Origin of the sequence: Mycoavidus cysteinexigens, from assembly GCF_003966915.1 — a bacterium.
Lineage (GTDB): Bacteria > Pseudomonadota > Gammaproteobacteria > Burkholderiales > Burkholderiaceae > Mycoavidus > Mycoavidus cysteinexigens.
The window spans coordinates 1663774-1687233 of sequence record NZ_AP018150.1 but is presented as its reverse complement, the minus strand read 5'-3'; the positions used below and the strand labels follow the sequence as shown (position 1 = coordinate 1687233).

Below are 23460 nucleotides of genomic sequence, written 5' to 3'. Positions count from 1 at the left end.
TCAGAGTGCCTAAAATGGAAGATCACGAAGATTTTCTTCACAGGCAAACAGGAGAGTCCAAAATGAAGCTTACAACAGTCGGAATTGATATTGCAAAAAATGTGATGCAGGTGCACTACATAGACGTAGAGACAGGGGAAATAGTGAACAAGCCGATTAAACGCGCGAAGTTCCTTGAGCACTTTGCCAATCGGGAGTCCTGTTTAATAGGCATGGAGGCATGTGGTGGAGCCCAACACTGGGCTCGGCAATTGATCCTAATGGGACACCAGGTGAAGCTGATGCCAGCGAAGTTTGTGAAGGCTTTTAATGTGCGTAATAAGAATGATGCAGCGGATGCACGAGCCATCTGGCTAGCCGTGCAGCAGCCAGGTAAGGCAATTGCCGTCAAGACAGAAGCGCAACAAGCGGTGCTGGCGTTACATCGAATGCGTCAGCAGTTGGTGAAGTTTCGCACGATGCAAATAAACAGTTTGCACGGTTTATTGACTGAATACGGTGAAGTGATAGGAAAAGGGCGAGCCGCGCTGGATAAAGCGATGCCTATTGTGTTGGAAAGGATAGCCGATCGCCTGCCAAGCATGTTGCTTGACACGTTACGAGAACAGTGGAATGGGTTAAAGCAGCTGGACGCACAAATCGCTGAGATCGAGAGACGGTTGCGTGAATGGATGAAAGAAGATAAAGCAGCCAAGGCCCTGATGGAGATACCTGGGGTTGGGGTGCTCACCGCGAGTGCTGCCGTTGCAACGATAGGGGATACGAAAGTGTTCAAGTCAGGTCGAGAGTTTGCGGCCTGGATTGGTCTGGTTCCCAAGCAAACCGGCTCAGGCGGCAAAGTGAAGTTGCAAGGCATCAGCAAGCGTGGTGATGTGTATTTGCGTACCTTGCTCATTCACGGAGCGCGTAGCGTGCTCGCACATGCGAAACAGCCAAGCTTATGGGTTGAGCAGATGCTCAAACGGCGTCCATTGAATGTTGTGGTCGTCGCGCTCGCCAACAAGATGGCTCGAACTATTTGGGCACTATTGGCTCATAACCGGTTGTACCAAACAGACTACGTTAGCGTTAAGCCTGCATAAGCAGGCCGCACGGTGTAGAAAGTTTATCTTTATTTTTTAAAGAGTGACACCTCCAAAGGTTGCGCAGGCATTTCAAATGGGATGACAAAACAGGTTGGACCGGGACTCACTAAACCTGCATGATGGCCAGAGCTTTAAGTTCGCTCGAAGAATGAGGTGTGAGTCAGCGAATTTCATCGGGGCCCGCAGCTTTAGTATCGGCTGCAAGAGGTCGAATATAGAGCTGCAGCCTAACCTATCTGTCTGAACTTAAGAAAAGTTTGCTCAAACGGGAGGCGTTCATAGTGTGTTACGAATGCGAGCGCAGTGGTAGCGTGAGCAATGCTTTATTGAAGATGAGGGTAGGCCCCTCGAAGGCAGCTTACAGGAGCGGGCTTCAAATTACCTCAAGCTGCGTAGATAAAGAATCTGCGTGGTGAGCGTTGAGGAAAAGGCAGAGAAGAAATCTGTCAAATGAGTACTAATGAGACGAACGTAAGTGAACCACTGATGACGTGTCGAAACCCCATGATGACACCAAAACCGGGGGGTATGGATGACCCGGGACGAGGACAGACGGAGCCTGTTGACGGGCTGTCTGGTGTCCGGCATGAAGGTGGCGTGACGCTAGTACAGGCTTCAATAAGGAACGTAAGAACCTGTCGCCGTGATGCTAAGGGAGGAGTTCAAGCAGGAGGACCCTGCAAGAGCCAGAGTACCGATGCGCGGCACAGGGGCGGCGTCGCCCGTAGTAGGGAAGAAGGCCCTGTAATGGGGTTGGACCAAAGGGGCGGCATTGCCCGGCAGGAAGAGGCAGACAACCGGCAATGGGAGGATCTGTCTCGACCTGCAAAACCATTTGATATTTCTAAGCGCGAAGTGTGGGAGGCCTACAAGAAGGTCAAGGCCAACCGAGGTGCTGCAGGAGTTGATCGACAGACGATTGCGGAATTTGAATTGAGATTGGCTGACAATCTCTACAAGCTCTGGAATCGGCTGGCCTCGGGTAGTTATCAACCCCCACCCGTTCTACGAGTGGAAATCCCAAAGGCAGGGGGAGGTGTGCGACCGCTGGGTATACCTACAGTTAGCGATCGAGTGGCTCAAATGGCGATTAAACAGCGTCTTGAGCCGCAATTGGAACCCCATTTCCACCCCGACTCTTATGGCTATCGGCCTGGTCGATCAGCACATCAGGCGGTTGCTAAGGCGCGTGAGCGTTGCTGGCGATATTCCTGGGTACTTGATCTCGACATCAAAGGCTTCTTCGATTCCATTGATCACACCTTATTGATGAAGGCGATGAGACGTCACACGAAATGCAGGATGACGCTTCTGTACATTGAGCGGTGGCTTCAGGCACCGGTCAGGTTGGCAGATGGCACGATGCAGCCGCGGAACTCTGGCGTGCCGCAAGGTGGGGTCATCAGTCCGTTGGCGGCTAATCTGTTCCTGCATTATGTGTTCGATGAATGGATGCATCGCAACCACCCGAACGTGCCGTTTGAGCGGTATGCGGATGATGCGGTGTGTCATTGCCGTACTCTAGTAGAGGCACAGGTACTCAAGACAGCCTTGGAGCAGCGAATGGCGCAGTGTTCTCTGGTTTTGCATCCACAGAAGACGCAAGTTGTCTATTGTAGGGATGATAATCGTAGAGAGCACTTTAGCGTTTATCAGTTTAACTTCTTGGGCTTCTGCTTCCGACCACGGCTCGCAAGATCTCGGATCGGTAAAGTGTTTGTGAGCTTTCTACCCGGAATTAGCCCGGCGGCAGCCAAAACCATTCGCCAGATTGTACGCCGATGGCGATTGCATTGTCGACACACTGTAGGTTTGACGGATTTGGCTCAGGAGATCAATCCTGTGCTGAAGGGGTGGCTGAATTACTACGGTCGCTTCTACCGTTCGGCATTGTATGCGGTGTTTGATTCGTTGGATCAATATCTAGTACGGTGGGTTCGCAGAAAATATAAGCGTTTAAAATCCAAAGTAACACGGGCACGGGAACTGATAGTCAAAATACAGCATCAGCAGCCACGCTTGTTTGCTCACTGGACACTGACGCAAAATGGTGGGCAATAGGAGCCGCATGAGTTGAGAGGCTCACGTGTGGTTCTGAGAGGGCTTGCAGGTGCGATTCTTGTGAGCTACTCACCTAGCCATCATGGATAAAGTGAAGCTGGTAGGTATTGATCTGGGTAAAAAGTTATTTCACGTTCATGGACAAGACAAGGCTAAACGGATGGTACTTTGCAAGAAGCTCACCCGTAAGCAATTGCTTGAGTTTTTTAGCAATTTTCATTCAAGCACAGTGGTCATGGAAGCGTGCGCTGGAGCCCACCATATGGCTCGCAAGCTGAAGGAATTTGGTCATCAGGTTAAACTCATTTCTCCGCAATTTGTGCGCCCATTCGTCAAGAGCAACAAGAATGACTTTGCAGATGCCGAAGCGATTTGTGAAGCGGCCTCAAGGCCTTCAATGAGATTCGTGACGCCAAAGACAGAGTCGCAGCTCACGTTATCTGCTCTGCACCGAGTACGCGAAGCGTTGATTAAGGATAGAACTAGCACGATCAATCAGATTCATGGTTTTCTGCTCGAATTTGGTGTGAGTTTGCCGGTTGAGCGCTTACCGCTTACAAGCAATAAGAAAAGGTTGACACTACTTTAAGTTCTGTGTGAATGGGTTTTAGGGATTCGAATCCAAATGGGACAGATTAAGAAATTCCCGGTATTTTTTGTTGCGTAGTAACCACGAATGTTAAACTGTTAGTGTAGGTATTTTTGTGGGCATCCAAATTTAAATACATAGGTAAAGCATTATAAATACTGAATGTGTGCATTACCCTCTCGTCCTTGCTCATCCCGAATATTTCCTGCCAAGTAACGTGGGTAAGCTTATAAAATAAAGGGATTTAGGCGCCGGTCCCCGGCACCAGCTTGCTTCTTGATTGAGGCAGCGTCTATCAGCGCGCTTTAGCGTATTTCATTATATTGGTTATACCGTTTCTATACTTCAATCTGTCAGCCGCAATTTCTGGCATGGGTATTGTATCCGCCCTTGTCAATCTAAGCTTAAGGGACGCAGGCGTACTTATAAATTTATCCTAATTGACGCTAGCTGATGAAATCACGTCATCTGCAACATAAGGATTAGTTTTTCGCTCTTGCCCAAAAGTAGAGGTGCGGCCATGTCCTGGAATGAAGGTTACATCATCGCCCAGAGGCCATAGTTGGCTTTGGATGGAATGGATCAACTGGGCCCGATTGCCGCGTGGAAAATCGGTGCGGCCGATAGCGTGGGCGAATAATACGTCGCCCACCATAGCTAGGCGCTGTGCTCGGCTAAAAAAAATAATATGCCCTGGAGTGTGGCCTGGACAATGATAGACTTCTAGCGTTTCTTCTCCAAAATGCACACAATCTCCGTTTTCTAGCCAGCGATCCGGCATAAATACACTCGCTGGCGGAAAACCAAAACGGATACTTTGCTCGGGCAATAAATCTAGCCAAAAGCGTTCCTCCTTATGAGGCCCTTCAATTGGCACATGATATTTGTGCGCCAGTTCCTGCGCACCGCCGCAATGATCAAGGTGGCCGTGGGTGAGAAAGACTTTCTCTAACGTCACACCCGCCTTCTCGATATGTTCCTCGATCTGCTCTAAGTCTCCGCCCGGATCTACCACAGCAGCGCGCTGACTGGCTTCACAAATCAGTAAAGTGCAGTTTTGCTTAAAAGGCGTAACCGGAATGATTCTAGTTTTCATGGCGATTAGATCGATACTGTGGTCTTATTCTAGACGGGCATAATAAAGTATGCCAGGCGATTTTTTGCGGAAGTTGGCTAGGGCGCGCTGGTTTTTTGTGGTTTTTGATGCTGGAATGCTTGACGCAGTTCCAAATAAACCCCTAAAACGCTATCAAGCGCGGCTACTACGTTATTGGGTAAGGTGCTTACTGTATCCGCATCGATCAATTTTTGAATCAATTGGCGCACAGCAATTGAAAGATTTTCATGGTGGTTTATTAGTTTTTGCTCAAGCGTTGACATGGGCTTGCCTTTTCTACCGCGTTTTCGAGCAGAAGTCGCTTCGTCCCCAAATTGTAGCCACTCTGGCGATACGCCTAACGCTTTAGCAACCAAAGGTAGCCGATTCCTATGAGGCGCTGTGCCCCCTTTATTTTCGGGCCGCTCCCAATGCTGAACAGCCTGCCAACTTTTAACTCCTACTTTTTGGGCAAGCTCTTCTAGCGAAAACTTTTTTTCTAAGCGTTTTTGTTTGATTCGTGCATGTATATCCATGTCATACAATGTACCCGCCAGAAAAAGTAGCGTCACTGCAAATTTTTCTTGTTAAGCAAAAATAACTGGCATATATTGATGCATAAGATGGTTTTAGAGCGAATCCTTTAACCATTTTTCTACCCTAAACCACTGAAAATAAAGTGAGAAAGGGAAAAGTCAGATTTCCCAAGAGGGCGCATGAGGGAGGGAAATCAGTGTGTTAAACCATTTATAGCGAATCACAGGAAGCGCTGATGTTGACGATTAGCTCACTGGTTTTGACCAGGAACGGGCACGGGAGCTTATATAGCTTCTTGCCTTATCATCTATTCGATGCTCCAATTGTTGTCACGCGGGAGGTTTTTTGCGCGCAGGAGTTCCTATGAGCCAAGTTACCCGTAAATTTAGAGCGGAAGAGATTAAAGCGAGGCTCGCCTTGTGCTCAAATGCTCAAAATCCTCCTAGCGAGCCGCCCTCAAGTGATTCACCCGTCGCTGTGGCGACTCAATCTGCTCAGACGCAACAGTCAAATCCGAGCGAGTGCTTAGCGCCAGATTACCGCTTAGGCGAGCGCTTGATTGAACTGCATTCAAATACTCTGCGTCGGCTTGCGTTGCTTGAATTAATCACTTCTATCCGAGCGCATGTCAAATTTGATGGGCTTTCGAGCACGGCATTGTATATTTTGCGCAAGCCGGATATTGAAAAATTGATCAGTCGACTACTCGCAATGAATTCAGTGTGCGTATTAATCCGCGCGCATACGTTAAATTTTCGGTGTGAGCATATTGAATCAATGGAATGGGAAGAAGCTGCGTTACAGTACTTTGTGCGAGCGCAAGCAAGCCTGACGATACTGCGCAGTGCTTTTCCGCAAGTGACGCGCGCCCAGGTTAGCCGATTACGCAAGGTGTTAGCAGTAACGCCTCCGGCTAAAGCGGTCCACCTACCGCTGCAACAGCTCCAGGAGATTTATCGCATATGGCAAAAAATTTGCCAAGAGCGCGAAGACAATCGTGAGCGGTATATTGCGCTCCATGGTGAATTTCCACAGTTCACGTTGACTACATTATGCGCCGCCTTGAATGTTAAAGTGAGAAAGTAATGGGTAGGGAACGTTATGCAGAGATATTGCTGAGTGAAATGGATGATTTTGAGCGGCAATTCAATCGCTTTTGGATGAGAGCGGCGGGGCTATATGTGGTGTATTTTGCGTGCTGGGTCTATTATTTTTACGCCGTTGTATGGTTTTGGCTACTGATAATTGAATTCAATCACACGTGTCTGCGCTGCTCGTTTGCGCACCAAATGGATATAAGGCATTGTTATGGCGTCTAAAACGCTTCTCCGACTTCGGCGTTCGTTTTCGACGTCAATAAATGCGCCTTTTCCAGGCCATTATGATTTGGACGTCGAGCGCAAGGTGAAGAGCAAAGGGCTTGCTTATTCGATCTTGCAAGCTCGTGAGCCAGCTACGATTCATCTTGGCTTAACTTTTCCATAAAACCAGATCTGATACTCGGAATAACCGATAAGAAACCTCGCAAGATGACCTGTCGCTATCAAAAAGAGAAGAGCCTACATATCCTTCAACTGTAATGATTGGCGTAAAAGGGAGCGTTTATGGAATTTCAATCCAAAATGCATTGGTCGCATATTTGTCGCGCGTATTTAATGCGTTTTAAATTATTTCGCTGTCAGACAAAGCTGGTTTTATATAAAGGCTTGCCGGTCTCTAAAAGCGACCTTTATACGCTCCGGCCCCACTCTTGGTCAGCCTCATGGCTACAGCTTTTACAGTTTCGTATTGGAATCGTGCCATTGCCTCTATATTGCGCTATTTTTGCTTGCTTAGGCGCTTTCCTAAATTGGGGTATGCTACCGGGTGAAATTCCAGTGATGTTCGCCACTCTGGCCGTGCTGGGATTTACATGCGCCGAATTGGGCGCGCGCCTACCCGGTTTGCGCTGCATTGGGGGGCCAGTGTTAGTGACGCTCTTACTCCCTTCATGCCTAGCGCATTACGAGTGGATACCTGCCGATTTAGTGCGCTCAATTAATGAATTTTGGCATGCATCGAATATTCTTTGCTTGTTTACTGCCGCCGTTATTGTGGGGAGCTTGCTCAGTATGGAGAGGCGGGTGTTGATTCAAGGGTGCGCTAAGATTTTTATGCCACTGGCGGCAGGCTCGATTGCCGCAGCATTAGTGGGTACTTTGACTGGCTTGGCGTTCGGTTTAAGTGCATATGATACGTTTTTCTATTTAGTGATTCCGATTATGGCGGGTGGCCTTGGTGAAGGGGCGATTCCATTAACATTAGGCTATGCGGCGATTTTACAGGTACCGCAACCTCAGCTTTTTGCGCAAGTTGTGCCGCCAGTGGTGCTGGGCAATTTGATGGCGATTATCTGTGCGGCTTTATATCGTCAGTTTGGTGCGCGTTATCTGCGCTATCGCGGAGAAGGCTCTAGATTACTGTCAGGTGCTTCAACTCGCAAAAGCAAGCTGCCGCTTATTTCGGTTGAGCCGTTAGCAGAAGCGGGCATGGTGGCATTGGGTTTCTATATGATTGGACTGGTTGCGCATCAATGCACGGCATGGCCCGCGACGATTGTGATGTTGGGTTTAGCTGTATTCGTTAAATTGACGCGCACGGTGTCGCCTAAATTGGAATATGGTGCGCAGATGATGCATCGTTTTTTCTGCCGCGCGGTAGCTTATCCATTATTGTTTGGCATCGGGTTGACTCTGACGCCGTGGAACGGATTGCTAGCAGCGCTTACGCTAGCTAATTGCATTACGATTATGGCGACTGTATTGACGTTAACGACGGTGGGTTTTGTGGTTGGACGCTGGGTTGGCTTGCATCCGGTTGAGAGTGCGGTGATCAATGCCTGTCATAGCGGTATGGGCGGGATCGGTGATATGGCAATCCTGACTGCGGCTGATCGCATGAGCTTAATGCCGTTTGCTCAATTGGCAACGCGTATTGGCGGGGCTTTGACCGTGCTATTAGCGCTTATTTTGCTTGCCCAAATACAGTAAACGATAACAGCACAAAAGTGAAGGAATCGAAGCCATTTGGGCTGTGACAAGCAGCTTAACCTCTAGGGTTGGCGCGCCGGCTTAATATGACCTGGAGGTGAGGGTAAATACACGAGATTTTTCACCTGCCCTCTCAGCAGTCGAATCGGGTATCGGTGCGGATTTATCAAGCTCTCTACCTTTTTAACGAGGTTGCGCCTGAGGGGCATGGCTGTTCTTCAGATTTTCATGGGGCCATAATAACATTTTGTAGAATAGATAAAGTCAACGTATCCATTCTCTTGGTGTTCATCGAATAAATCTTTGGCAGCCTGAATCATTGCTTCATATTGTGGATGATCTGGTTTAATCATAGAAGAAACAGACAATAAGCGGCCCAGAAATCCATTCTTGTCCAATCTTTGCTGATTGGGAAATGATGCAACCTTAACTGTAATTGGCCTAAAGAATTTTCCGATTCCTTTTTCATCGATTTTTTGGGGAGATATTTCTTTATAGTCAGTTCCATACTGATTTAATAAAGATTCATATTTTTCCATCAGCGGCGAAGCCTCAACAATTCGCAAATTCCATATCAGAACGCAAAAGCCATCTGGTCGGAGGATACGGCTAAATTCGACTCTAGTCTTTTCTTTATCAAACCAGTGAAATGCCGTAGCAGCCGTTACACAATCTACACTATGGGTACTAAGCGTCGTCATCTCAGCAGTACCATCGATGCTAGTAAAATTAGAATAGTGTGAAAGTAACTCTTCTGATTTTTTCCGCATCTTCAAATTAGGCTCAACTCCAAATACCTTATATTGATGATCTAATAATAGTTGAGTAAGTAGCCCCGTTCCTGAGCCAATATCTGCAACTCGTGCTTTAGAATGAAGCCCACACTCTTGCTTTAGAAAAGCAACAATATTAGAGGGATAATGGGGTCGATATTTGGCATAATTTTCAACCACATCGCTGAACCGAGCGGTTGGAGGTAAAGACACGGAGTGCAAGGAAGGAGAGATCGGCATTTTCTACCTCGATGTGTTAAAAAATTAATCAGCTAATATGCATCTGCTGGCTATTTCCCTTTGTAACGATACTTATATTTAATTTTTAGTCTGAAAGGTACGTTATCTGATCAAATTAAATTTATTGTCATACCTTGGCCAGAAGCGCTGCAATTCGGACTCCTTCAGTTTACACCGAATATCTTTTTAGACAAAGCCTATGTAAATAAAAGAAAATCCCACCGCATAGACAGGATTTTCCAAGGTTAGGCGTTTTTCCTAAAGCATGATTCAATGCGGATCTAGGAGTTTTATGATGTCCTCGAGTACCGCTTATTCACCATCAATGAAACGTAAATTGGCATCGTGGTTGAGCTCAGGTTTTTTAATGCTGGCCCAATTTAGCCGAAACAACCGTTTTTGGGACATCCAATCCATGTTCATCCAACGAATGCCTTTGGCCTTACCCAGAAAAACTGAAAAAGCCCAAGTTAAAAAAGTTGATTGGATTCAACGGGTTGACCAAATCCGCTTATTTTGAGCGGTTTTTCACGGTTAAAAGCTAAAGAGTCAATGCCTATAATTTGATAATCAAATAGTTGGACCTCATCAAGTTGATTGATTGACTTCATGATGGTTCTCCTCAAATAAAAAGGGGTATTCATCATGTGCTCTAGCCGGGGAAGAATAAGTTCCCGATTAGGGTTAAAAGCTCTGAGTCAGTTAGACCCGCGGCCGTTCAATAGGAACAGAGCCAAACCGCGAAAGCTTCATTGGCACAGATGAGTGAGCTAGCTTTATATTACGCGGCTAGAATGAAAACGCAAGAAAATAGGCGATTTAGAATCAATAATTAGCTAATTGGTGGAGGTTGGTTGGTTTTTTTAATTTTTTATATGGGTTAAATACTTTTTAAGTGCGAAAGAAAACTACTTTTCCTAGTCGATCGTATATCCCAGTTAGGATGATTAGGAATAAATTTCCCCGCTTCTTTTTGGATGGCATAATATTTTTCAAGCTTCTCCGTTGATATTTTATCAAAGGTTTGTGAGACATCACCTTTAACTCGATAACGTGTACTTGGATCTTCGGTTCCAACTCGTTTATCTAAACATGTTTTTGGATTATGTGTCTTTTTGTAAAGAAATTCAACTAGTTCATTTCCCACCTTTGGATAAGATTTATGGTCTAAATACTGATTAACACAGTCAGTATTGACAGTCTGATGTACCTTTATTGACTCAGGTGTTGGCGTTGACGCTGGGTGTACCAGGGTTACTTCTGGGTTAGTCTTCAGATTATATCGAGATTTATTAAGGGTATAGGCGGTTCCGTAAATAGGCCAGGCGTCTACAACGACAGTATTGGTTTCCCCCCATTCACGTGCTCTCGGATCACCAATCAAGGTGTAGGCGTGATCTTGTTGTATGTCCGCCATACTGAATAAGGGCGCATTTAGCCCTTTGGTTTGAAGTATGTTAAAAACTATAGCATTCGTTTCATCACAATTTCCAGCTTGATATTGTATGGCATATTTGATTTTTCGTTCGATTTTTCCCATTGAACTTTCTTTCTCAGCTTTTCTAATTGATTCTCGAGACATTTCTGTGCGTATGGCGCTTTCTCCTCCTGTGTCAAGCATACTAAATAATTGATTGCCAGCGCCATAACGCATAATATTTTTAACTTCTGCAATAACTTCCGAACAAATCTTTAAATGTTTCATAGTTTCTTCTGTGACTATTTGAGTTTTTTTGCCATATTCCTTTAGGTTTAGATTTAAGTCTTTGGGTTTTAATGCTTGATGGAGATTAATTGGCCTACGAAGGGGATTAAATGTTGTATAGCTTGATGAGCTAGGCAGAGGAATGTCTTGCCCTGGATCTTTTCTAGAGTAAATAAGACGCGGAAAATCCCCCTTCTTTTGATAAACAAATCCATTACCCATATTAGTAACTCCTATCCGTTTGCATTTCATGATAGGTAATTTTAATTTTATGGGGAATTTTTGTATTTTCTGGCGCGAAGATAAGTAGATCAATGCGTTTAGTACAGTTTCGCTTACTTAAAAATCTCATTTTTTTTAAATTTTATGATTTTAATGTGTTAATTTGAGATTATTGATTCCACTTATGATGCTGTTCCAGAAAAGTATTTTATATTTTAAGGGCGTCTTTTTGTTCTTGAAGAAATTCAATTGACATTTCATCAAAGGTTTGCAAAATTTCATCATTGTTTTTGTATATCGTACTTGGATCTTTAGCTCCATCTCGTTCATCTTGGCATAATTCAGGAGGTGAAGTTTTATAAAAATATTCAAGAGGATCATTGCCTACATTAGGAATCTCATTATTTTCTGTGAATAAATCAATCTCCACTATATTAACTGTGCGAGGTTTTTTCTCAAGGAGAGTCGTTATCAAATCGGGAGCGGGTGTTGATGCTGGATGCTGAAAAAATATATCGGGTTCAGAATTTAAAATACAACTTTGTCCCAGTGTATAGACAGTTCCGAAAGGATGCCAGGCATCTACGACCACCGTATTTTTAGTTCCCCATTTTCGACCTTTGGGGTCGCCAATAAGTGTATAACAGTGATCTCGATCATGATCAAATGCACTTAATATTGGCGCAGATAAATTTTGAGTAGCAAGAAGACTAAAAATTATAGCTTCCATCGCATCGCAGTTTCCAGCTTTAAATCGAATTGCACGCTCGGCTACTTGCCTGATTTGCTGGATGGGCTCTTCTGATTTTGGATTTTGCCCAAATAGATAGCCGCTTATATAAGAACGTATTGCACTTTCGCCTTTTGTGCAGACGATATTAAACAACTGGTTGTCTGCTCCATAAGGCATTAGACGTGTGGCCTTTGTCACTACGTCAGAAGCGACGTTTAAGTGCTGAAATGTTTGGTTTTCGACGTTTTCAATTTTATGCCGGTACTCGTTTACTTTTAAATCAAAATGGGTAAATTCTTTGTGTAATTTAAATTTTTTTGGTTGGGAATTCAGTTCAAGATTTTTAAGAATCTTTCATTGGCCTAAAAGAAGATTTATATCTATTAAGCAGGTCCTCTGATATATCATCAAAAGTTCGCCTAGGTTCATATCCGTCCGTGTAATGTATGCTTGGATCTCGAGTCCCAACGCGTTCATCACGGTGGTATCCTGGGATAAAATTTTTATAACAGTGTTTAAGATATTCGTTACCTACCGGAGGCAGGTTATTACTAGCTAAATGTTGATTGACATAAGTTGTATTAAGAATTGGGTATTTTTCATGAAAAAATGCATTAATTGAATTAGGTGAGGGAGTTGATGCTGGATATTCAAGGATTATCTTGGGTCTAGACTCTAGATTATATATTGCATGTTTTAGTGTATAGGTCGCTTTATAAATAGGCCATGCATCCACAACTACCGTATTTTTCTCTCCCCATTTGTGATCTCTGGGGTCGCCAATGAGCGTATAAACATGGTCTCGTATATCGTCAGCTACAGTCAATATAGGTGCATCCAGCCCTTCGGTGATAAGCCTATGATGAGCCATTATTGACATTTCAGTGCAATTTCCAGCCTGATATTGACGAGTAAGATGTACGTTTAGTCCAGTCATAGCCATCGATTTGGCTGGTCCTTCTAGCTCTTGGAGTTTCCCCATTACTTCATCGATCTTAGTGTGAAGCATCCTGCAACGTATGTTGCTTTCGCCATTTGTCGCAATGACATTAAGCCATTGATTTCCTGCCCCGTAGGGCATTATGCGATCAATTTCCTGTATCGTTTTCGAAGCGATGTTTAAGTGCTTAAGTGTTTGTGTGTTGACATACTCGGTTTGATGCTGATACTCATCTATACCCAGATAAGACGGGTTGAATGTTTCATGTAACTTATGGGTTTTGGGTTGCTTACTCTGTGGTATGCGCGCAGGGGGCGGATTATATATTGTGCCGTAGGACGGGTTAAAATGGGAGGCCGGTTGTTCGGGGTGTGGATAGAGGCTGTTATGGGACAAAGTATCAACATTATTTCGTGAATAATAACCTTTATACATATTAAAATATCTCAGAAGTTTATTCATTGGAGTAATTTAAGATTTTAATGATGAAAAGATGGTTTATTGAAGTGGGTGCGAAAGTTAGATGCATAAAATGAAGCAGTTGTAGATTTATCAAACAATTGCTGATGCTTCGACAAAATTTGAGTATTTTGGAATGGGTCTGCTTAGCGATTGGTCGATCGTAATAATGGAGCTCCGACTAACCGAGCTAACGACTGGATGCTTTGTTGCTGGATTTGGGCTGCGGCTAAATCACTGTTAAACCATTGATTTGAGAAGCTGATTAGGATGTCTGGAGGGCTGAAAAGTATGCGCCAATGCGGCCACCACAAAAAATCCTCATAACAGATGGAAAAAGCCGCTTGTAGGCCGTTAAGTTTGAGGTAGGGCTGCGTTAATTTGCCGGTTAGAGCGCTGATTCTTGCGCCTGGGCGCCATAAGCCGACGGGCATGGGCATGCGGCTGTCTAATTGAGCTGAATGGTGTCCGAGCGCTAATACGCTATTGGTGTAGCGCAGCGGCATTTCTGGTTTGAGAATATCGGCGCCGAGTAAGAAAGTTTGGCCTTGACATGCGGCTTGGCGTATCTGTTCTTGCCACACCCAAGCCAGCGCTGGATGCCAGAGTCCGATAATTCCTTCAGGTAGTACAACAATTTTCGTGGCGCGCTGTGCAAGGGCTTGGGAGAGCGTATTTTGCACTTGATCAGTGCGTTTAAATAATGCAGCTAGCGTGTTTTGATCAAGACGGCCAAATTGTAAGTTAAGCGCTTGCCATCCCGTGGGTATGGTTGGGTGTATCTCATTTTTATGCGCGCTCAGAACCATGCAAACTGCGCATAAAATAAGCCATAGAGTTTTATTACGGCCTAGATTTGCAGCCATTAGGCAAAGAGTTCCGATGCCGAGTAATAAGCCTAAGCCGCCCCAAGCGGGATAGAGTGCGCTGCTGATATGCAGTGGCGAGAGCCAGCCAATGATGCCAAGTGGGGGGAGCAGAGTGAAAAACAGTGCGCTGAAGGTAAGGATGAGCGTTTTGGACGCAGAGGTTTGGGCGGTTGGATAGAATAAGATCCATGGGATAGAAAGCAAGGTCGCCTGGGTTAGCCAAAAAATGACGCCAAGTAGATAGCCTAAGCTTGCAGACAGCTCATTATGGCCGCTGAAAAATCGCGCGCACATGATTGGGATATCGCGTGCCCCGGTCAGATAATAGCCGATCCAAAGCGCGGCAGCTTGCCAGTGGGTCTGTGCTTTGCGCCAGAGCGATGGCAAGAGTGCTAAGCTGGCTAGCCAGTGGCCAGGAAACCAGGCGAGCAGCGCAATTATGGCGCCTGCCAGGCTGTAACTGATTAAGCGAGGCGGTTGCATGTGCTTAGGAGAAGCGGCGGTGTTGGCAAGAGCGCTCAATTCAGGTAAGCAATTTGGTCAATGGCAAAATTTTACAGGGCCATAAACCAGACTCTTTCTGCGCCGTGGATAATAAAGCATTCCCCTTGCATGATCGGCATTAGCGCACTGTTTTTCCCTTGTCCATATTTGTCGCGTCTAGAATCTTCGAAGCGCAGAACCCCGGATGTGTAGCCAGCCATATGCGCATTGAAATGTGAGGTGGCGAGCAGGAAACCGCTGGCATGCACGCATCCAGAGTTGGGATAGCCCTGCCATCCTTTGAAAATGCTTGAGGCGGAGGAGCGCCAAGCGCCGCTTTGACACGTCAAAAGCAAACCCGAGCGAGCAATGGCCATCGCGCCATGACCTTCATGGCAACTTTCTCCTACTTCTTGAAAGCGGGTTAATTGTAGCTCGTGGGTAGTCAGTCGATTTTGCACCAAGATGTTATTAGTTTTGATGAGTTCTGTTGCAACGGCTTTGGCATTGTGAATCTCTTGCCCGGCGGCATTCATTGAGCCGCTTAATTGACGTGAGCCGTCTAGTTTATAAAATTGGGCAAGCTGCCAAGTTAAATTGCCTGCAACGACGCCCACGCGCGCCGCCAGCGTGCCGGGTATGTCGCCAAGGGGATTAGCTTGCCGCCATTTATTATCTAGCCCAACCAGTTGGTCGCCATGGGCGGGGGTAGAAAGGGCGGCATCTGCGCCAGCGGAAAATCTGGCTTGAGATAATAAATCGATCCGCAATGCGCCTTCTTTGTCATGATACGGATGCTTAGAATAGATGAGGCCAGTAATTGAGCATGCTAAACCTGGGCAGTTTTCGCGCTTGAGTTGGGTCGTGAAAGAAAGCCCGAGCGGACTGTTATCGGCAAATGTGGGGAGCAGAAATTTAAGCGCGCGCAATTCGGCGACCGTGGGTTCCAGAGGATTTGTTACCTGAGGCATGGGATTGCCGCTGGCGAGCGTATCGTAGTGGGTTTGCACATAGCGATTGACGCCGGTTTGCAGTGCGTACAAGTATTGGCCTGTCGCTTTTGCGAAAATCTGCGTAATCTCAGTTTGGACTTGGTAAAGTGTTGCCACTATGCCGACCGTTGAAAGAGTGATGGCTAAAGCAATATCAAGGGTGATAAAGCCAGGTTGACATCTGCGGCGCCAGCTCATATTGGGTGTTAGTTGAGCGCTTTGGCATTGGCCGGCCGAGCGGTGGACTAAATGGAGGGGGGTAACGGTTTTCATGGAGAGTGTTTAGGGGTAAAGACGAGCCGCTTAGCCGACTACCAGGGTGAGTGTATTGGCGTCGCCTATGCAGCGGATCTGTGAGGGATCCGGTTGGCCGCCAGGAGCTTTCACTTCACTGGTATTAATCGTGAGCCGTGAAGCGCTGCGGGCCAGGGCCGTGACGAGGGGGAGGCAGGTTATATCTGGTAAATTGGTAATTTGGTATTGAACCGCGTCGCCAGTTGCGTTGATTTGACTCGGTGTCACAGTCAGTACGCCATTGCCGGGTGATATGGTGACGGCGCCGTGGTTATCTTTGAGTGAAGGCAGGGAGCGGAAAAAACCGCCTTGATGTAAAGCCGTATTGTTAATTGCTTGATAATTGCCGGAATAAGCCGTGCGCACGCTGCCAATCAGACTGTTAAGATCCATGGCCAGAGTATTGGCATGTGTGACTTGGCTATTGGTGGAAAAATAAACCAGGGTGCTCACTAGGCCAAAAGAGACGAGCAAGAGCACTAAGCCATATTCAGCCATTAATGAGCCGCGCTGGTGGCTATTTTGCGTTTTCTGACGATTGGGCGTGGTGTACTTCAATCGACTTGAGGGTAGCAGTGAAGGTGGAGGTGTCTTCATGGTGTTGATCCAGGTTGAATAAATCAAATGAAAAAGGGATTAGGCGCTAACTGCACGGGGATTTCTGACGGCATTAGGGGCTTTGCATGATGTGTTGCAGGGTGGCTGAAGCTTGGAATTCGTGAATCATCCCAAGCAGTCCAAAATACAATCCCATCATGCCTGCTGCGGTCAAAAATGAGACGCTGTAGCGAATCAAGGTAGCGGTTCGTTTAATGCGGTTTGGGGTTTCGCGCAAAATATACTGGGAGACGTTGAATAGCGCGCACTCGAGCTTTTGGTATTCGCTTAGGTCTTGCAAGCGGTATTGGAATTCACGCTTGAGGATGCCAGTGGCGAATGCCTCGCCGCCACTATTGGGGATTTCTTCAAAATTGCGTGAAATGCGCTCAATATGTTGCGCGAGCCAAGTCGAAGCATAGGGTTTAATGCGTGCTAAGGCTTCGTGGATGCTAATTGCGTGTGCTCCGATTTTCTGCGTGATTGAGGAAAGGGTGGCTAAAAAAAGCGCACCTGCAAAATCTCGATATAAGGCGTAAAAGAGGATGTGTTGGTCAAGCCACCCTCGAAAGCGTCCAGTATAATTTTTGATTGACCAAGAGCCCCATAGCAATCCTGCTAAAAGTAGGGCAAGCCAGGCTGGACCCACGCTACGGATAACCGTGGCGAAGCCATGATAGGTCTGCGCGATGGGACCATAAAAACGCGTCTCGAGGTTCATCGCAGTTTCGATTTGAGGCACAATCCAATAGCCGATCAAACCTAAAAAAATATGCGCAATAGCCAGGCCAACGAGTGCGCTGGTAATGATTTCAAGAAATAAACGCTGAGTGGCTTCAAGTGTCTCTATATTGGCGGCTAGGGTGCGCAGTCCTATTTTAAGGTCGCCAGATTCTTCTGCAACGGCAAGCACGGTGGTTTCTTCAGGTGGTAGCGTATGCGCTACGGCGCGTGAGAAACGGGCCGTTTCTGCAAAGCGCGCGAGCCAGTGAGCGCACACTATGCCGACCGGTTCACCGGGGTAGCGGAGGGCGTATTTTTGCAGAAATATGGCAAGGGTTTGCCCGGGTTGAGAGTCGATTTGACTAGCGAGATCATTATAGAATTCAGCGCGTTTTTTGCGAAAGCAGCGCTGGGCCCAAGCCAAGCGTCGAGTGCGCCGCGTTCTGCATAAGTTATGCATGAACTGCCAGAGTTGCTTCAGTATGGCGCCGGGTGACGGATGCATCGGGGGCTCCTTTGGTGCAGTTGCAGCTGCCGTTGATAGTGTATAAATGAACCAAATTTTGCTTCTATATCGAGTAGGTCGATTTCCCCTTGCAAGGCTTTATACAGCGCAATTTCGAGTGCGGATTTGCCTGTGGTCGATACGCTATCGAGGGGGGCCTTATGCAAGTTGTAAAGATATTGATGCAGCTCTAGATTTTTATGGGCGCGCACCAATGCCAGCATTGGCCGGTCTAATTCGAACATTTCAGCGACTACAGTGCGTTGGTGTAAACCATTTAACTCGGGTAGCCCTTCGCGTTGGCAGTGCGCGCAGCCAGTTGGGTTGCGGCAAAAAAGCTTATGCTTTAGCGCATTATCAAAGAGCTCGAGTTTGAAGCAGTGAGCAATGCGCGCGACGTAGGCGGCTAGCCCTTCGGAGGTGGCGAACAGGTCTGACGCCGGAAAAATCTCCGCCAGCAGTGCCAGATGGTGGGTTTGTGCGCTGGCTGAATGTACCAGCTCAAACAGAGGTATTTTGCAATGTGGGCAGAGCGTGGGCAGCAGTGTTTGATATACCAGTAAATTAAGAAAGCCTGGTGTCGCTAATACTTCGCGTGGAATGCCGAGTTCGTGATCGGCTAGACGATCTACAATGCCAAGCGCGGAAGGCGTATGCAACGTACTTAAGGCGCGATGGCCTGATTCGGCAACGTCGCGCAATAAAGCGGCACTCGGCCGGTCTCGAATCTCCCCAATCAAGCATACGTCTAAGTCGCCGCGTTTGAGCTGCCGTTTGATAGTTAAAAATGGATCGCCACTATGATCTTGTTCGCTCAGCGAACGCGCGATCGAGACTTGAGAAACGCCTGGGATTAAATATTCAACTGGGTCTTCAATCGAAAACTTTTTAGCCCACTTGGGCATCTGCGCTAATACGGTTTGCAGCGTAGTCGATTTGCCGGAATTAACCACGCCGGCGACAATTGTTGCACCGCTTAAGCGAGCTATAGTACGTCGCCACAGCGCCACTTGGTCTGGCAGATAGCCTAAATCTCCCAGGGAACGAATGGTTTGCGCGTTGCTTTGAAACAGCAGACGCAAAACCACATCGGTGCCATTAACGAGAGGGAATGTCGCTAAACGAAAGAGCACATGGCGCTCATCGATAGTGGCTGGCACTTGGCATTGCTGCGCATAATTTTCGTTAAAGACGGATTCGGACACTGAGTTGCCGCGGGAATAGATAATCGCGGCCATATCGGTTAAATGGGTGGTGAACATATGGAAAGCGGAGGGGCGGACTAGGCGTCCGGCGACCCTAAAGCCGATTGGCGAGCGTTCTTGCGCGCGCCGAATCTCCAGATGAATATCAGATGCGCCATTAGCGATGGCAAAGCGCGCGGCCGTTAAAAAATGGGCCCATAATGCATTGTCATCGAGTTTTTTCGAGGTGACGCCTGGTATTTGGCGATGGCTGTGTGGTTCGTTGCGGACCCGGCACAATTCAATCATTAAAGTTGGCGCTGCTACGTAATACAAAGGGTCGGCTGGGATATAGCGCAGACTGAATTGGCGCACGATCTCTTCTGCTATATCTGAGCGTAGCATGCTCTCAAGCAAAATAAGGGCAAAGCGGCCGCGCTGGATTTTTTCTGTCGCGGATTCAATCAGGACTGGGCAAATTTGGTTGCGTAATGAGGGTTGCAGAGAGATTTCTTCATACAGCGTGCGTACGAAATAGGGCAATTCATCGGGCAAGTTAATCGCGGCTTTGGTCGGTGCGCCTAGTAAGGTAGCGCAGAGCGCTTGAGGCGCAGGCGTGAGCCGGCTCGCTTGCCGAAAATGCTTGGCGGCATCGGTGTCTACCGAATTTGGGCTATTTTGTTTAGCGGTCAATTTGGAGCGCATGGGCAAATTACGTTGAGATCAAACGTTAGTTGAAATTTGGTTTAAATCCAGTTGCAGAGGGTAATCAGTTTGTCACGGCGGGAAGCGGTGGTAGATTGGGTTGCTGGGATGATGCGGAGGGCATTGCAGGCGGTGCAATGCGCGTATCGAAAGCAAATGAAATGGATCGAATCTGGCCCTTTGACGAGCGTAATTTAACGGCTTGTGGGCTGAGTTCGGTCACCTTATAGTTGCGCACGATTGCACCAGCATAGAGGGGATAGATGTGTTTCCCCCAAATCAGATAGCCGCGATAATCCGGCGCCATGCCAAACACGGCAATGTAGCGAGGCTGCTCCGTGGAGTTAGACAGCATAGAGTCAAACGGTGGCCGGTGCGCGGCCATGGAAGGGGCGGTGGGTGCAGAATGTGCTTGGCGCAATTCATTTTTCAGTTTTTGTAGCTTGAGCTGGCTTTCTAACTGCATGAGCTCACTGACGGTAGGCCCGGTTTGAGCACTGGCGGTGCTGGAGGAATTTAACCAATACAGTGAGATGAGTGTGAGTTGCGCTAGGGTATGGCGCTTGTACGATCGATTAGTCACGGGCATAAATGTCTCCTTTGACCTGCAACATTAGGCTTGAGGCTTTGAGTGAAGTCGTGGGGGGAGGATCTTGAATCGTGAGAGAAAGCTGGGTGAAGCTGGCGCTGGCTGGGAAGGTTTCAAATAAAGCGATATTGTGTAGGGGTCCATTGACCTCCCAGGCTGCATGTTGGATTTGCGAGGGGAGAGCGCTTGGTGATATGCCTGCTGGCGCGTCATACGCACGGAAACTCTCCAGCTTAGTTGCGGCCACTTGTTGCATGCGCTGTAATTGCGAAAGGAAAGTTAAGCGAATGGCGCGCTGACTTGGCAAGTTAAGCAGATGTTGTTGTAGGTTCATGGTCGAAATACTGGGTAGCGCCATGCTGACCTGTAAGGATTGATCGCTGACTGTGTCGATCTGCTCAGCTTCATGGTGCGTTGCAGCTTCTATAAAAGTCTGGGGCGTAGCTTGTGGCAGCTTGCGTTCGTAGTTCAATAAGCATTTTGGCTTAGGGGGATGTGCGGTACAGTCTATGCGGCGTAGATGCCAACCGCCTACGCTAAGCGGTAGCGCCTTTGCCCATTCGAACCAGGCGCTGATCATCGCAGGTGCGCTAAGCAATGGCTGGCTGAGTGCCGTGCTGGACGGTGTGAGTGGTTGGGTCGTCGTGAGTTTGGCTGCCGTGGTCGCGGCGCGTTGGTTTTGCCAGTGCGTGTAGCTGGCATAGAGGGCGGTAGCGGTCCCGAGCGCGATGAATAGCCGGAGCAGGTAGGGCCGAAATACGCTGCGCCGCGGCTGATACATGCGAGAAATCGGGCCCGCACAGTGTGCCAACTCAGTTAATTGGAATGGGTTACAGTCTGCCAGCGCGACATTTCCGAGTAGCGTGTAGCCATGCTCACCGCATAATTCCGCAAACTGTTGAATGAGTTGAGTTAATTCTGCGCTAGAGAGCCCTACTTTATCAAAATTTTTGCCGCTCGCAGTCGCGTTTCCCCACGGCCGACCTTGAAAAATCCCACATATCGAATGGCCCCCGTCTTGCTCACGGATGGCTAATAGTGCGTTTGGGCCGCAACCTGGCACGGTCGATAGGACGTGCGCAGCGGCGTAAACAGGTTGATGGCGCAGCGGAGCGGGCAAGCTTTCAAGATAGAGGCCGATGAGCGGCGCTGCGCCATCTTGCCAGATCAAAGTGGGGTTGAATTTATCCGCCTCCGCCAAAGCGAGAGCCTCGTAAGATTCCGTGGCGCTGAGCAAGAGCTTCCAGCGTAGACCAAAGGCCAGGTGCTTGCCGTTGATGGTAGTGATATGCATTAAATATCATCCTGAATAATGGCGGAAATGACAATCAAAGTGGTGCTGCGTTGACGGCTTGCGCTGGTTGACCCTCCGCTGAGTAAAGGCATATGCGCCCCGAGCGTTCTACGCCTAAAGTGATCATCAAAGCGCTCAAAGCCGGTGAGGACAATGGTCGTGCCGCTGCGTACGGTAGTGTGTAAGGTCGCTCCTTGGCGATCAATGTTAGGCAGTTGTACGGATTGGCTTTGCGCGCCGGCTCCAGCGTCGAAACGATCGAGGCTTTTTAGCATCGAATCTTCAATCGAAAAGGTCAGGTCGACCGTATCTTTGCTGGTCGCATTGGGATAAATCAAGAGCTTTAAGCCGGTTGAGATCTGGCTGGTCTTAAGACCAGGCACGCCGCGTGCACCACTTCCCGTTGAGCCCGCTGGCAAGGCTGCCGAGACGTAAGAAAAAGCATTGCCAATGTCATAGCTCATCGGTTGCCGATTGCGAATGGTTAGCGGTAGTTCAGTCGATGATTGCACGCGCCCGATCTCACTTAAAGCCTGGATGATGGTTGTTGAGTGATTGAATGCGCCCGCTAGGATATTGAGATTCAAGCCACTGGCATGAGAACCTGCCAGCGAGACGGGTGAATGGGTTGTCAGTTTGAAATTAGGTTGCTTAGAAAGGGCCTGGGTCAGTGCCAGATTCCAGTCGATGCTGGCTGTGCCGGTGTCATGGGTGAGCACTTGGATTTTTTGTAGTTTAAGGAGTACGCGCCGCGACAAGATATGAATCTCGCGGGTGATGATGTCATCTGCGCGTTCTACGACCTCTTTAGTGTCGGTGAGCGTGAGCGTACCTGTCGCCGCGTTGGTGGCAATCGAACCGGCCCGTGTCATCAGCGTTTCGATGCTTTGACGCACTGCGTTCAGTTCATTAATCTGAGACGCTTCACGCTTAGCCGTAGAGTTAGCATAAGTATTTTGCGGCAGCAGCGTAGCGTTAGTATTGCTAGATTGAACTGTACTGCCCTGAAACGCAGTAGTGAAAGACATTTCTCCGGCTGAGCCAGGAAGTTGCCAGATTTTGGTGAGCATTCGGTAAAAACGAATCGCGCCGCGTACTTCATCATAGCGCCAGTTGATAGATAAGCGCGTAGCGATCAGATCGAGCATTTGATTCAGAGGTATTTCAGCGGGTTGAAACTCAACTTGTGGGAACGTGTCGCGCGGGCTTGCAGCATTTAAACTGGCAAACCCTGGGGGGAGATGAGGTGTAAATGGATTGGATAGGGTTGGGGCAAAAGGCGCATCTGCTTGATGGGGGGCGCTATGGGTTGTCTGTAGCTCGGCGTTGGTGTTTTGTGCGCGTGGCAAGAGCGCTGAGGCGGGGAGATAAACATCTGGCTCGATCTTAACTGGAATCCCCGTTGCCAGGGTGATGCGTTCGGCGGCTAAATTCAGAGGGACGGTTTTTTCTGGGAACATCACGGCTGTTTTGACTCCTTTGCGCAGGGCATAAGGTAAGGTTACTTCACGCGCGAGGGGTACTGGGTTGCCTGCCAAATAGGGTAGATCGACTTCATCATTGACGGCGCTTTGCGGTTTGCCTTCGGGTATTTGAGTGAGGAGCGTAGCGCGTAACCGTTGTGCTTTAGCTTGAGCCTGTTCGATGCTGGCGTGGGTTTTTTGTATGAGTTCGGGTGAGATGCAGCCGCTTAAGATAAACCCAGCGAGCGTCGCAAAAATGGGGGAGCAAAAATTTTGCATAACGGATTTGAGAG

Annotated in this window: 20 protein-coding genes and 1 pseudogene; 6 read left to right on the top strand and 15 right to left on the bottom strand. The window is 47.8% G+C overall.

All coding sequences use genetic code 11. The features are described from left to right. Window positions 1-62 precede the first annotated feature (62 nt). From MCB1EB_RS07055 to MCB1EB_RS07045, 3 genes and pseudogenes are all read left to right on the top strand, one after another. A complete protein-coding gene (locus tag MCB1EB_RS07055; RefSeq protein WP_126353940.1) occupies window positions 63-1082 on the top strand; it encodes an IS110 family RNA-guided transposase in 1020 nt (339 codons plus the stop codon). 750 nt (window positions 1083-1832) lie between these two features. Further along, the gene (gene ltrA, locus MCB1EB_RS07050; protein ID WP_126353939.1) at window positions 1833-3146 is read left to right on the top strand and encodes a group II intron reverse transcriptase/maturase; all 1314 of its coding nucleotides are present in this window, start codon (window positions 1833-1835) and stop codon (window positions 3144-3146) included. A gap of 82 nt (window positions 3147-3228) precedes the next feature. Then, window positions 3229-3699 (top strand): annotated as a pseudogene (locus MCB1EB_RS07045) (IS110 family RNA-guided transposase); the annotation flags it as partial. A gap of 472 nt (window positions 3700-4171) precedes the next feature. Here MCB1EB_RS07045 and MCB1EB_RS07040 read toward each other — a convergent pair. Further along, a complete protein-coding gene (locus tag MCB1EB_RS07040) occupies window positions 4172-4831 on the bottom strand; it encodes an MBL fold metallo-hydrolase (RefSeq protein ID WP_045361793.1) in 660 nt (219 codons plus the stop codon). A 77-nt stretch (window positions 4832-4908) separates the two neighbouring features. After that, a complete protein-coding gene (locus MCB1EB_RS07035; protein WP_126353938.1) occupies window positions 4909-5403 on the bottom strand; it encodes a helix-turn-helix domain-containing protein in 495 nt (164 codons plus the stop codon). 328 nt (window positions 5404-5731) lie between these two features. Between MCB1EB_RS07035 and MCB1EB_RS07030 the strand changes: the two genes are divergently transcribed. The 3 genes from MCB1EB_RS07030 to MCB1EB_RS07025 all read left to right on the top strand — a co-directional run bounded on the left by MCB1EB_RS07030 (window position 5732) and on the right by MCB1EB_RS07025 (window position 8397). Then, window positions 5732-6454, top strand: a complete 723-nt coding sequence (locus tag MCB1EB_RS07030; RefSeq protein WP_045361800.1) for a hypothetical protein — start codon at window positions 5732-5734, stop codon at window positions 6452-6454. A 222-nt stretch (window positions 6455-6676) separates the two neighbouring features. Further along, entirely contained in the window at window positions 6677-6853 is a 177-nt protein-coding gene (locus tag MCB1EB_RS12045) for a hypothetical protein (RefSeq protein ID WP_161566199.1), read from the top strand. 119 nt (window positions 6854-6972) lie between these two features. After that, window positions 6973-8397: a 2-hydroxycarboxylate transporter family protein gene (locus MCB1EB_RS07025; protein WP_126353937.1), complete on the top strand. Its 1425-nt coding sequence runs from the start codon at window positions 6973-6975 to the stop codon at window positions 8395-8397. Between the two features lie 218 nt (window positions 8398-8615). Here MCB1EB_RS07025 and MCB1EB_RS07020 read toward each other — a convergent pair whose 3' ends face one another. The 13 genes from MCB1EB_RS07020 to MCB1EB_RS06965 all read right to left on the bottom strand — a co-directional run bounded on the left by MCB1EB_RS07020 (window position 8616) and on the right by MCB1EB_RS06965 (window position 23446). Continuing rightward, the gene (locus tag MCB1EB_RS07020; protein WP_197721971.1) at window positions 8616-9383 is read right to left on the bottom strand and encodes a class I SAM-dependent methyltransferase; all 768 of its coding nucleotides are present in this window, start codon (window positions 9381-9383) and stop codon (window positions 8616-8618) included. Between the two features lie 497 nt (window positions 9384-9880). Then, window positions 9881-10021: a hypothetical protein gene (locus MCB1EB_RS12040; protein ID WP_161566198.1), complete on the bottom strand. Its 141-nt coding sequence runs from the start codon at window positions 10019-10021 to the stop codon at window positions 9881-9883. 269 nt (window positions 10022-10290) lie between these two features. Next, complete coding sequence (locus MCB1EB_RS07015) at window positions 10291-11337, bottom strand: hypothetical protein (RefSeq protein ID WP_045361807.1); 1047 nt, start codon at window positions 11335-11337, stop codon at window positions 10291-10293. 208 nt (window positions 11338-11545) lie between these two features. Continuing rightward, window positions 11546-12268, bottom strand: coding sequence for a hypothetical protein (locus tag MCB1EB_RS07010; protein WP_152034320.1), 723 nt, complete (start codon window positions 12266-12268; stop codon window positions 11546-11548). Between the two features lie 145 nt (window positions 12269-12413). Next, window positions 12414-13472 (bottom strand): hypothetical protein, encoded by a 1059-nt coding sequence (locus tag MCB1EB_RS07005; protein WP_045361810.1) that lies wholly within the window; start codon window positions 13470-13472, stop codon window positions 12414-12416. Between the two features lie 143 nt (window positions 13473-13615). After that, a complete protein-coding gene (locus MCB1EB_RS07000; RefSeq protein WP_045361814.1) occupies window positions 13616-14821 on the bottom strand; it encodes a carbon-nitrogen hydrolase family protein in 1206 nt (401 codons plus the stop codon). Window positions 14822-14892: 71 nt separating this feature from the next. Then, on the bottom strand, window positions 14893-16086 hold the full coding sequence (locus MCB1EB_RS06995) for a hypothetical protein (RefSeq protein ID WP_052393573.1): 1194 nt from the start codon (window positions 16084-16086) through the stop codon (window positions 14893-14895). Between the two features lie 30 nt (window positions 16087-16116). After that, window positions 16117-16704: a type 4 pilus major pilin gene (locus MCB1EB_RS06990; protein ID WP_081678064.1), complete on the bottom strand. Its 588-nt coding sequence runs from the start codon at window positions 16702-16704 to the stop codon at window positions 16117-16119. 73 nt (window positions 16705-16777) lie between these two features. Next, window positions 16778-17932 (bottom strand): hypothetical protein, encoded by a 1155-nt coding sequence (locus MCB1EB_RS06985; protein WP_045361817.1) that lies wholly within the window; start codon window positions 17930-17932, stop codon window positions 16778-16780. After that, window positions 17905-19821: a GspE/PulE family protein gene (locus MCB1EB_RS06980; protein ID WP_052393574.1), complete on the bottom strand. Its 1917-nt coding sequence runs from the start codon at window positions 19819-19821 to the stop codon at window positions 17905-17907. The genes MCB1EB_RS06985 and MCB1EB_RS06980 overlap by 28 nt, the downstream gene beginning before the upstream one ends. 64 nt (window positions 19822-19885) lie before the next feature. After that, window positions 19886-20410, bottom strand: coding sequence for a hypothetical protein (locus tag MCB1EB_RS06975; RefSeq protein WP_045361820.1), 525 nt, complete (start codon window positions 20408-20410; stop codon window positions 19886-19888). Next, window positions 20397-21704, bottom strand: a complete 1308-nt coding sequence (locus MCB1EB_RS06970) for a type IV pilus inner membrane component PilO (RefSeq protein ID WP_045361823.1) — start codon at window positions 21702-21704, stop codon at window positions 20397-20399. The genes MCB1EB_RS06975 and MCB1EB_RS06970 overlap by 14 nt, the downstream gene beginning before the upstream one ends. Further along, complete coding sequence (locus tag MCB1EB_RS06965) at window positions 21704-23446, bottom strand: type II secretion system protein GspD (RefSeq protein ID WP_045361826.1); 1743 nt, start codon at window positions 23444-23446, stop codon at window positions 21704-21706. Before MCB1EB_RS06965 ends, MCB1EB_RS06970 begins: the two co-directional genes overlap by 1 nt. Between the last annotated feature and the right edge of the window lie 14 nt (window positions 23447-23460).

What these genes read in the sequence shown, in the direction of transcription:
- MCB1EB_RS07015 (WP_045361807.1), bottom strand. Translation starts at nt 11,337, where the DNA reads ATGGGTAATGGATTTGTTTATCAAAAGAAGGGGGATTTTCCGCGTCTT.
- MCB1EB_RS07040 (WP_045361793.1), bottom strand. Translation starts at nt 4,831, where the DNA reads ATGAAAACTAGAATCATTCCGGTTACGCCTTTTAAGCAAAACTGCACT.
- MCB1EB_RS06980 (WP_052393574.1), bottom strand. Translation starts at nt 19,821, where the DNA reads ATGCGCTCCAAATTGACCGCTAAACAAAATAGCCCAAATTCGGTAGAC.
- MCB1EB_RS12045 (WP_161566199.1), top strand. Translation starts at nt 6,677, where the DNA reads ATGGCGTCTAAAACGCTTCTCCGACTTCGGCGTTCGTTTTCGACGTCA.
- MCB1EB_RS07000 (WP_045361814.1), bottom strand. Translation starts at nt 14,821, where the DNA reads ATGCAACCGCCTCGCTTAATCAGTTACAGCCTGGCAGGCGCCATAATT.
- MCB1EB_RS07030 (WP_045361800.1), top strand. Translation starts at nt 5,732, where the DNA reads ATGAGCCAAGTTACCCGTAAATTTAGAGCGGAAGAGATTAAAGCGAGG.
- MCB1EB_RS06990 (WP_081678064.1), bottom strand. Translation starts at nt 16,704, where the DNA reads ATGAAGACACCTCCACCTTCACTGCTACCCTCAAGTCGATTGAAGTAC.
- MCB1EB_RS06975 (WP_045361820.1), bottom strand. Translation starts at nt 20,410, where the DNA reads ATGCCCGTGACTAATCGATCGTACAAGCGCCATACCCTAGCGCAACTC.
- MCB1EB_RS06995 (WP_052393573.1), bottom strand. Translation starts at nt 16,086, where the DNA reads ATGAAAACCGTTACCCCCCTCCATTTAGTCCACCGCTCGGCCGGCCAA.
- ltrA (WP_126353939.1), top strand. Translation starts at nt 1,833, where the DNA reads ATGGGGTTGGACCAAAGGGGCGGCATTGCCCGGCAGGAAGAGGCAGAC.
- MCB1EB_RS06985 (WP_045361817.1), bottom strand. Translation starts at nt 17,932, where the DNA reads ATGCATCCGTCACCCGGCGCCATACTGAAGCAACTCTGGCAGTTCATG.
- MCB1EB_RS12040 (WP_161566198.1), bottom strand. Translation starts at nt 10,021, where the DNA reads ATGAAGTCAATCAATCAACTTGATGAGGTCCAACTATTTGATTATCAA.
- MCB1EB_RS07055 (WP_126353940.1), top strand. Translation starts at nt 63, where the DNA reads ATGAAGCTTACAACAGTCGGAATTGATATTGCAAAAAATGTGATGCAG.
- MCB1EB_RS07025 (WP_126353937.1), top strand. Translation starts at nt 6,973, where the DNA reads ATGGAATTTCAATCCAAAATGCATTGGTCGCATATTTGTCGCGCGTAT.
- MCB1EB_RS06965 (WP_045361826.1), bottom strand. Translation starts at nt 23,446, where the DNA reads ATGCAAAATTTTTGCTCCCCCATTTTTGCGACGCTCGCTGGGTTTATC.
- MCB1EB_RS06970 (WP_045361823.1), bottom strand. Translation starts at nt 21,704, where the DNA reads ATGCATATCACTACCATCAACGGCAAGCACCTGGCCTTTGGTCTACGC.
- MCB1EB_RS07005 (WP_045361810.1), bottom strand. Translation starts at nt 13,472, where the DNA reads ATGAATAAACTTCTGAGATATTTTAATATGTATAAAGGTTATTATTCA.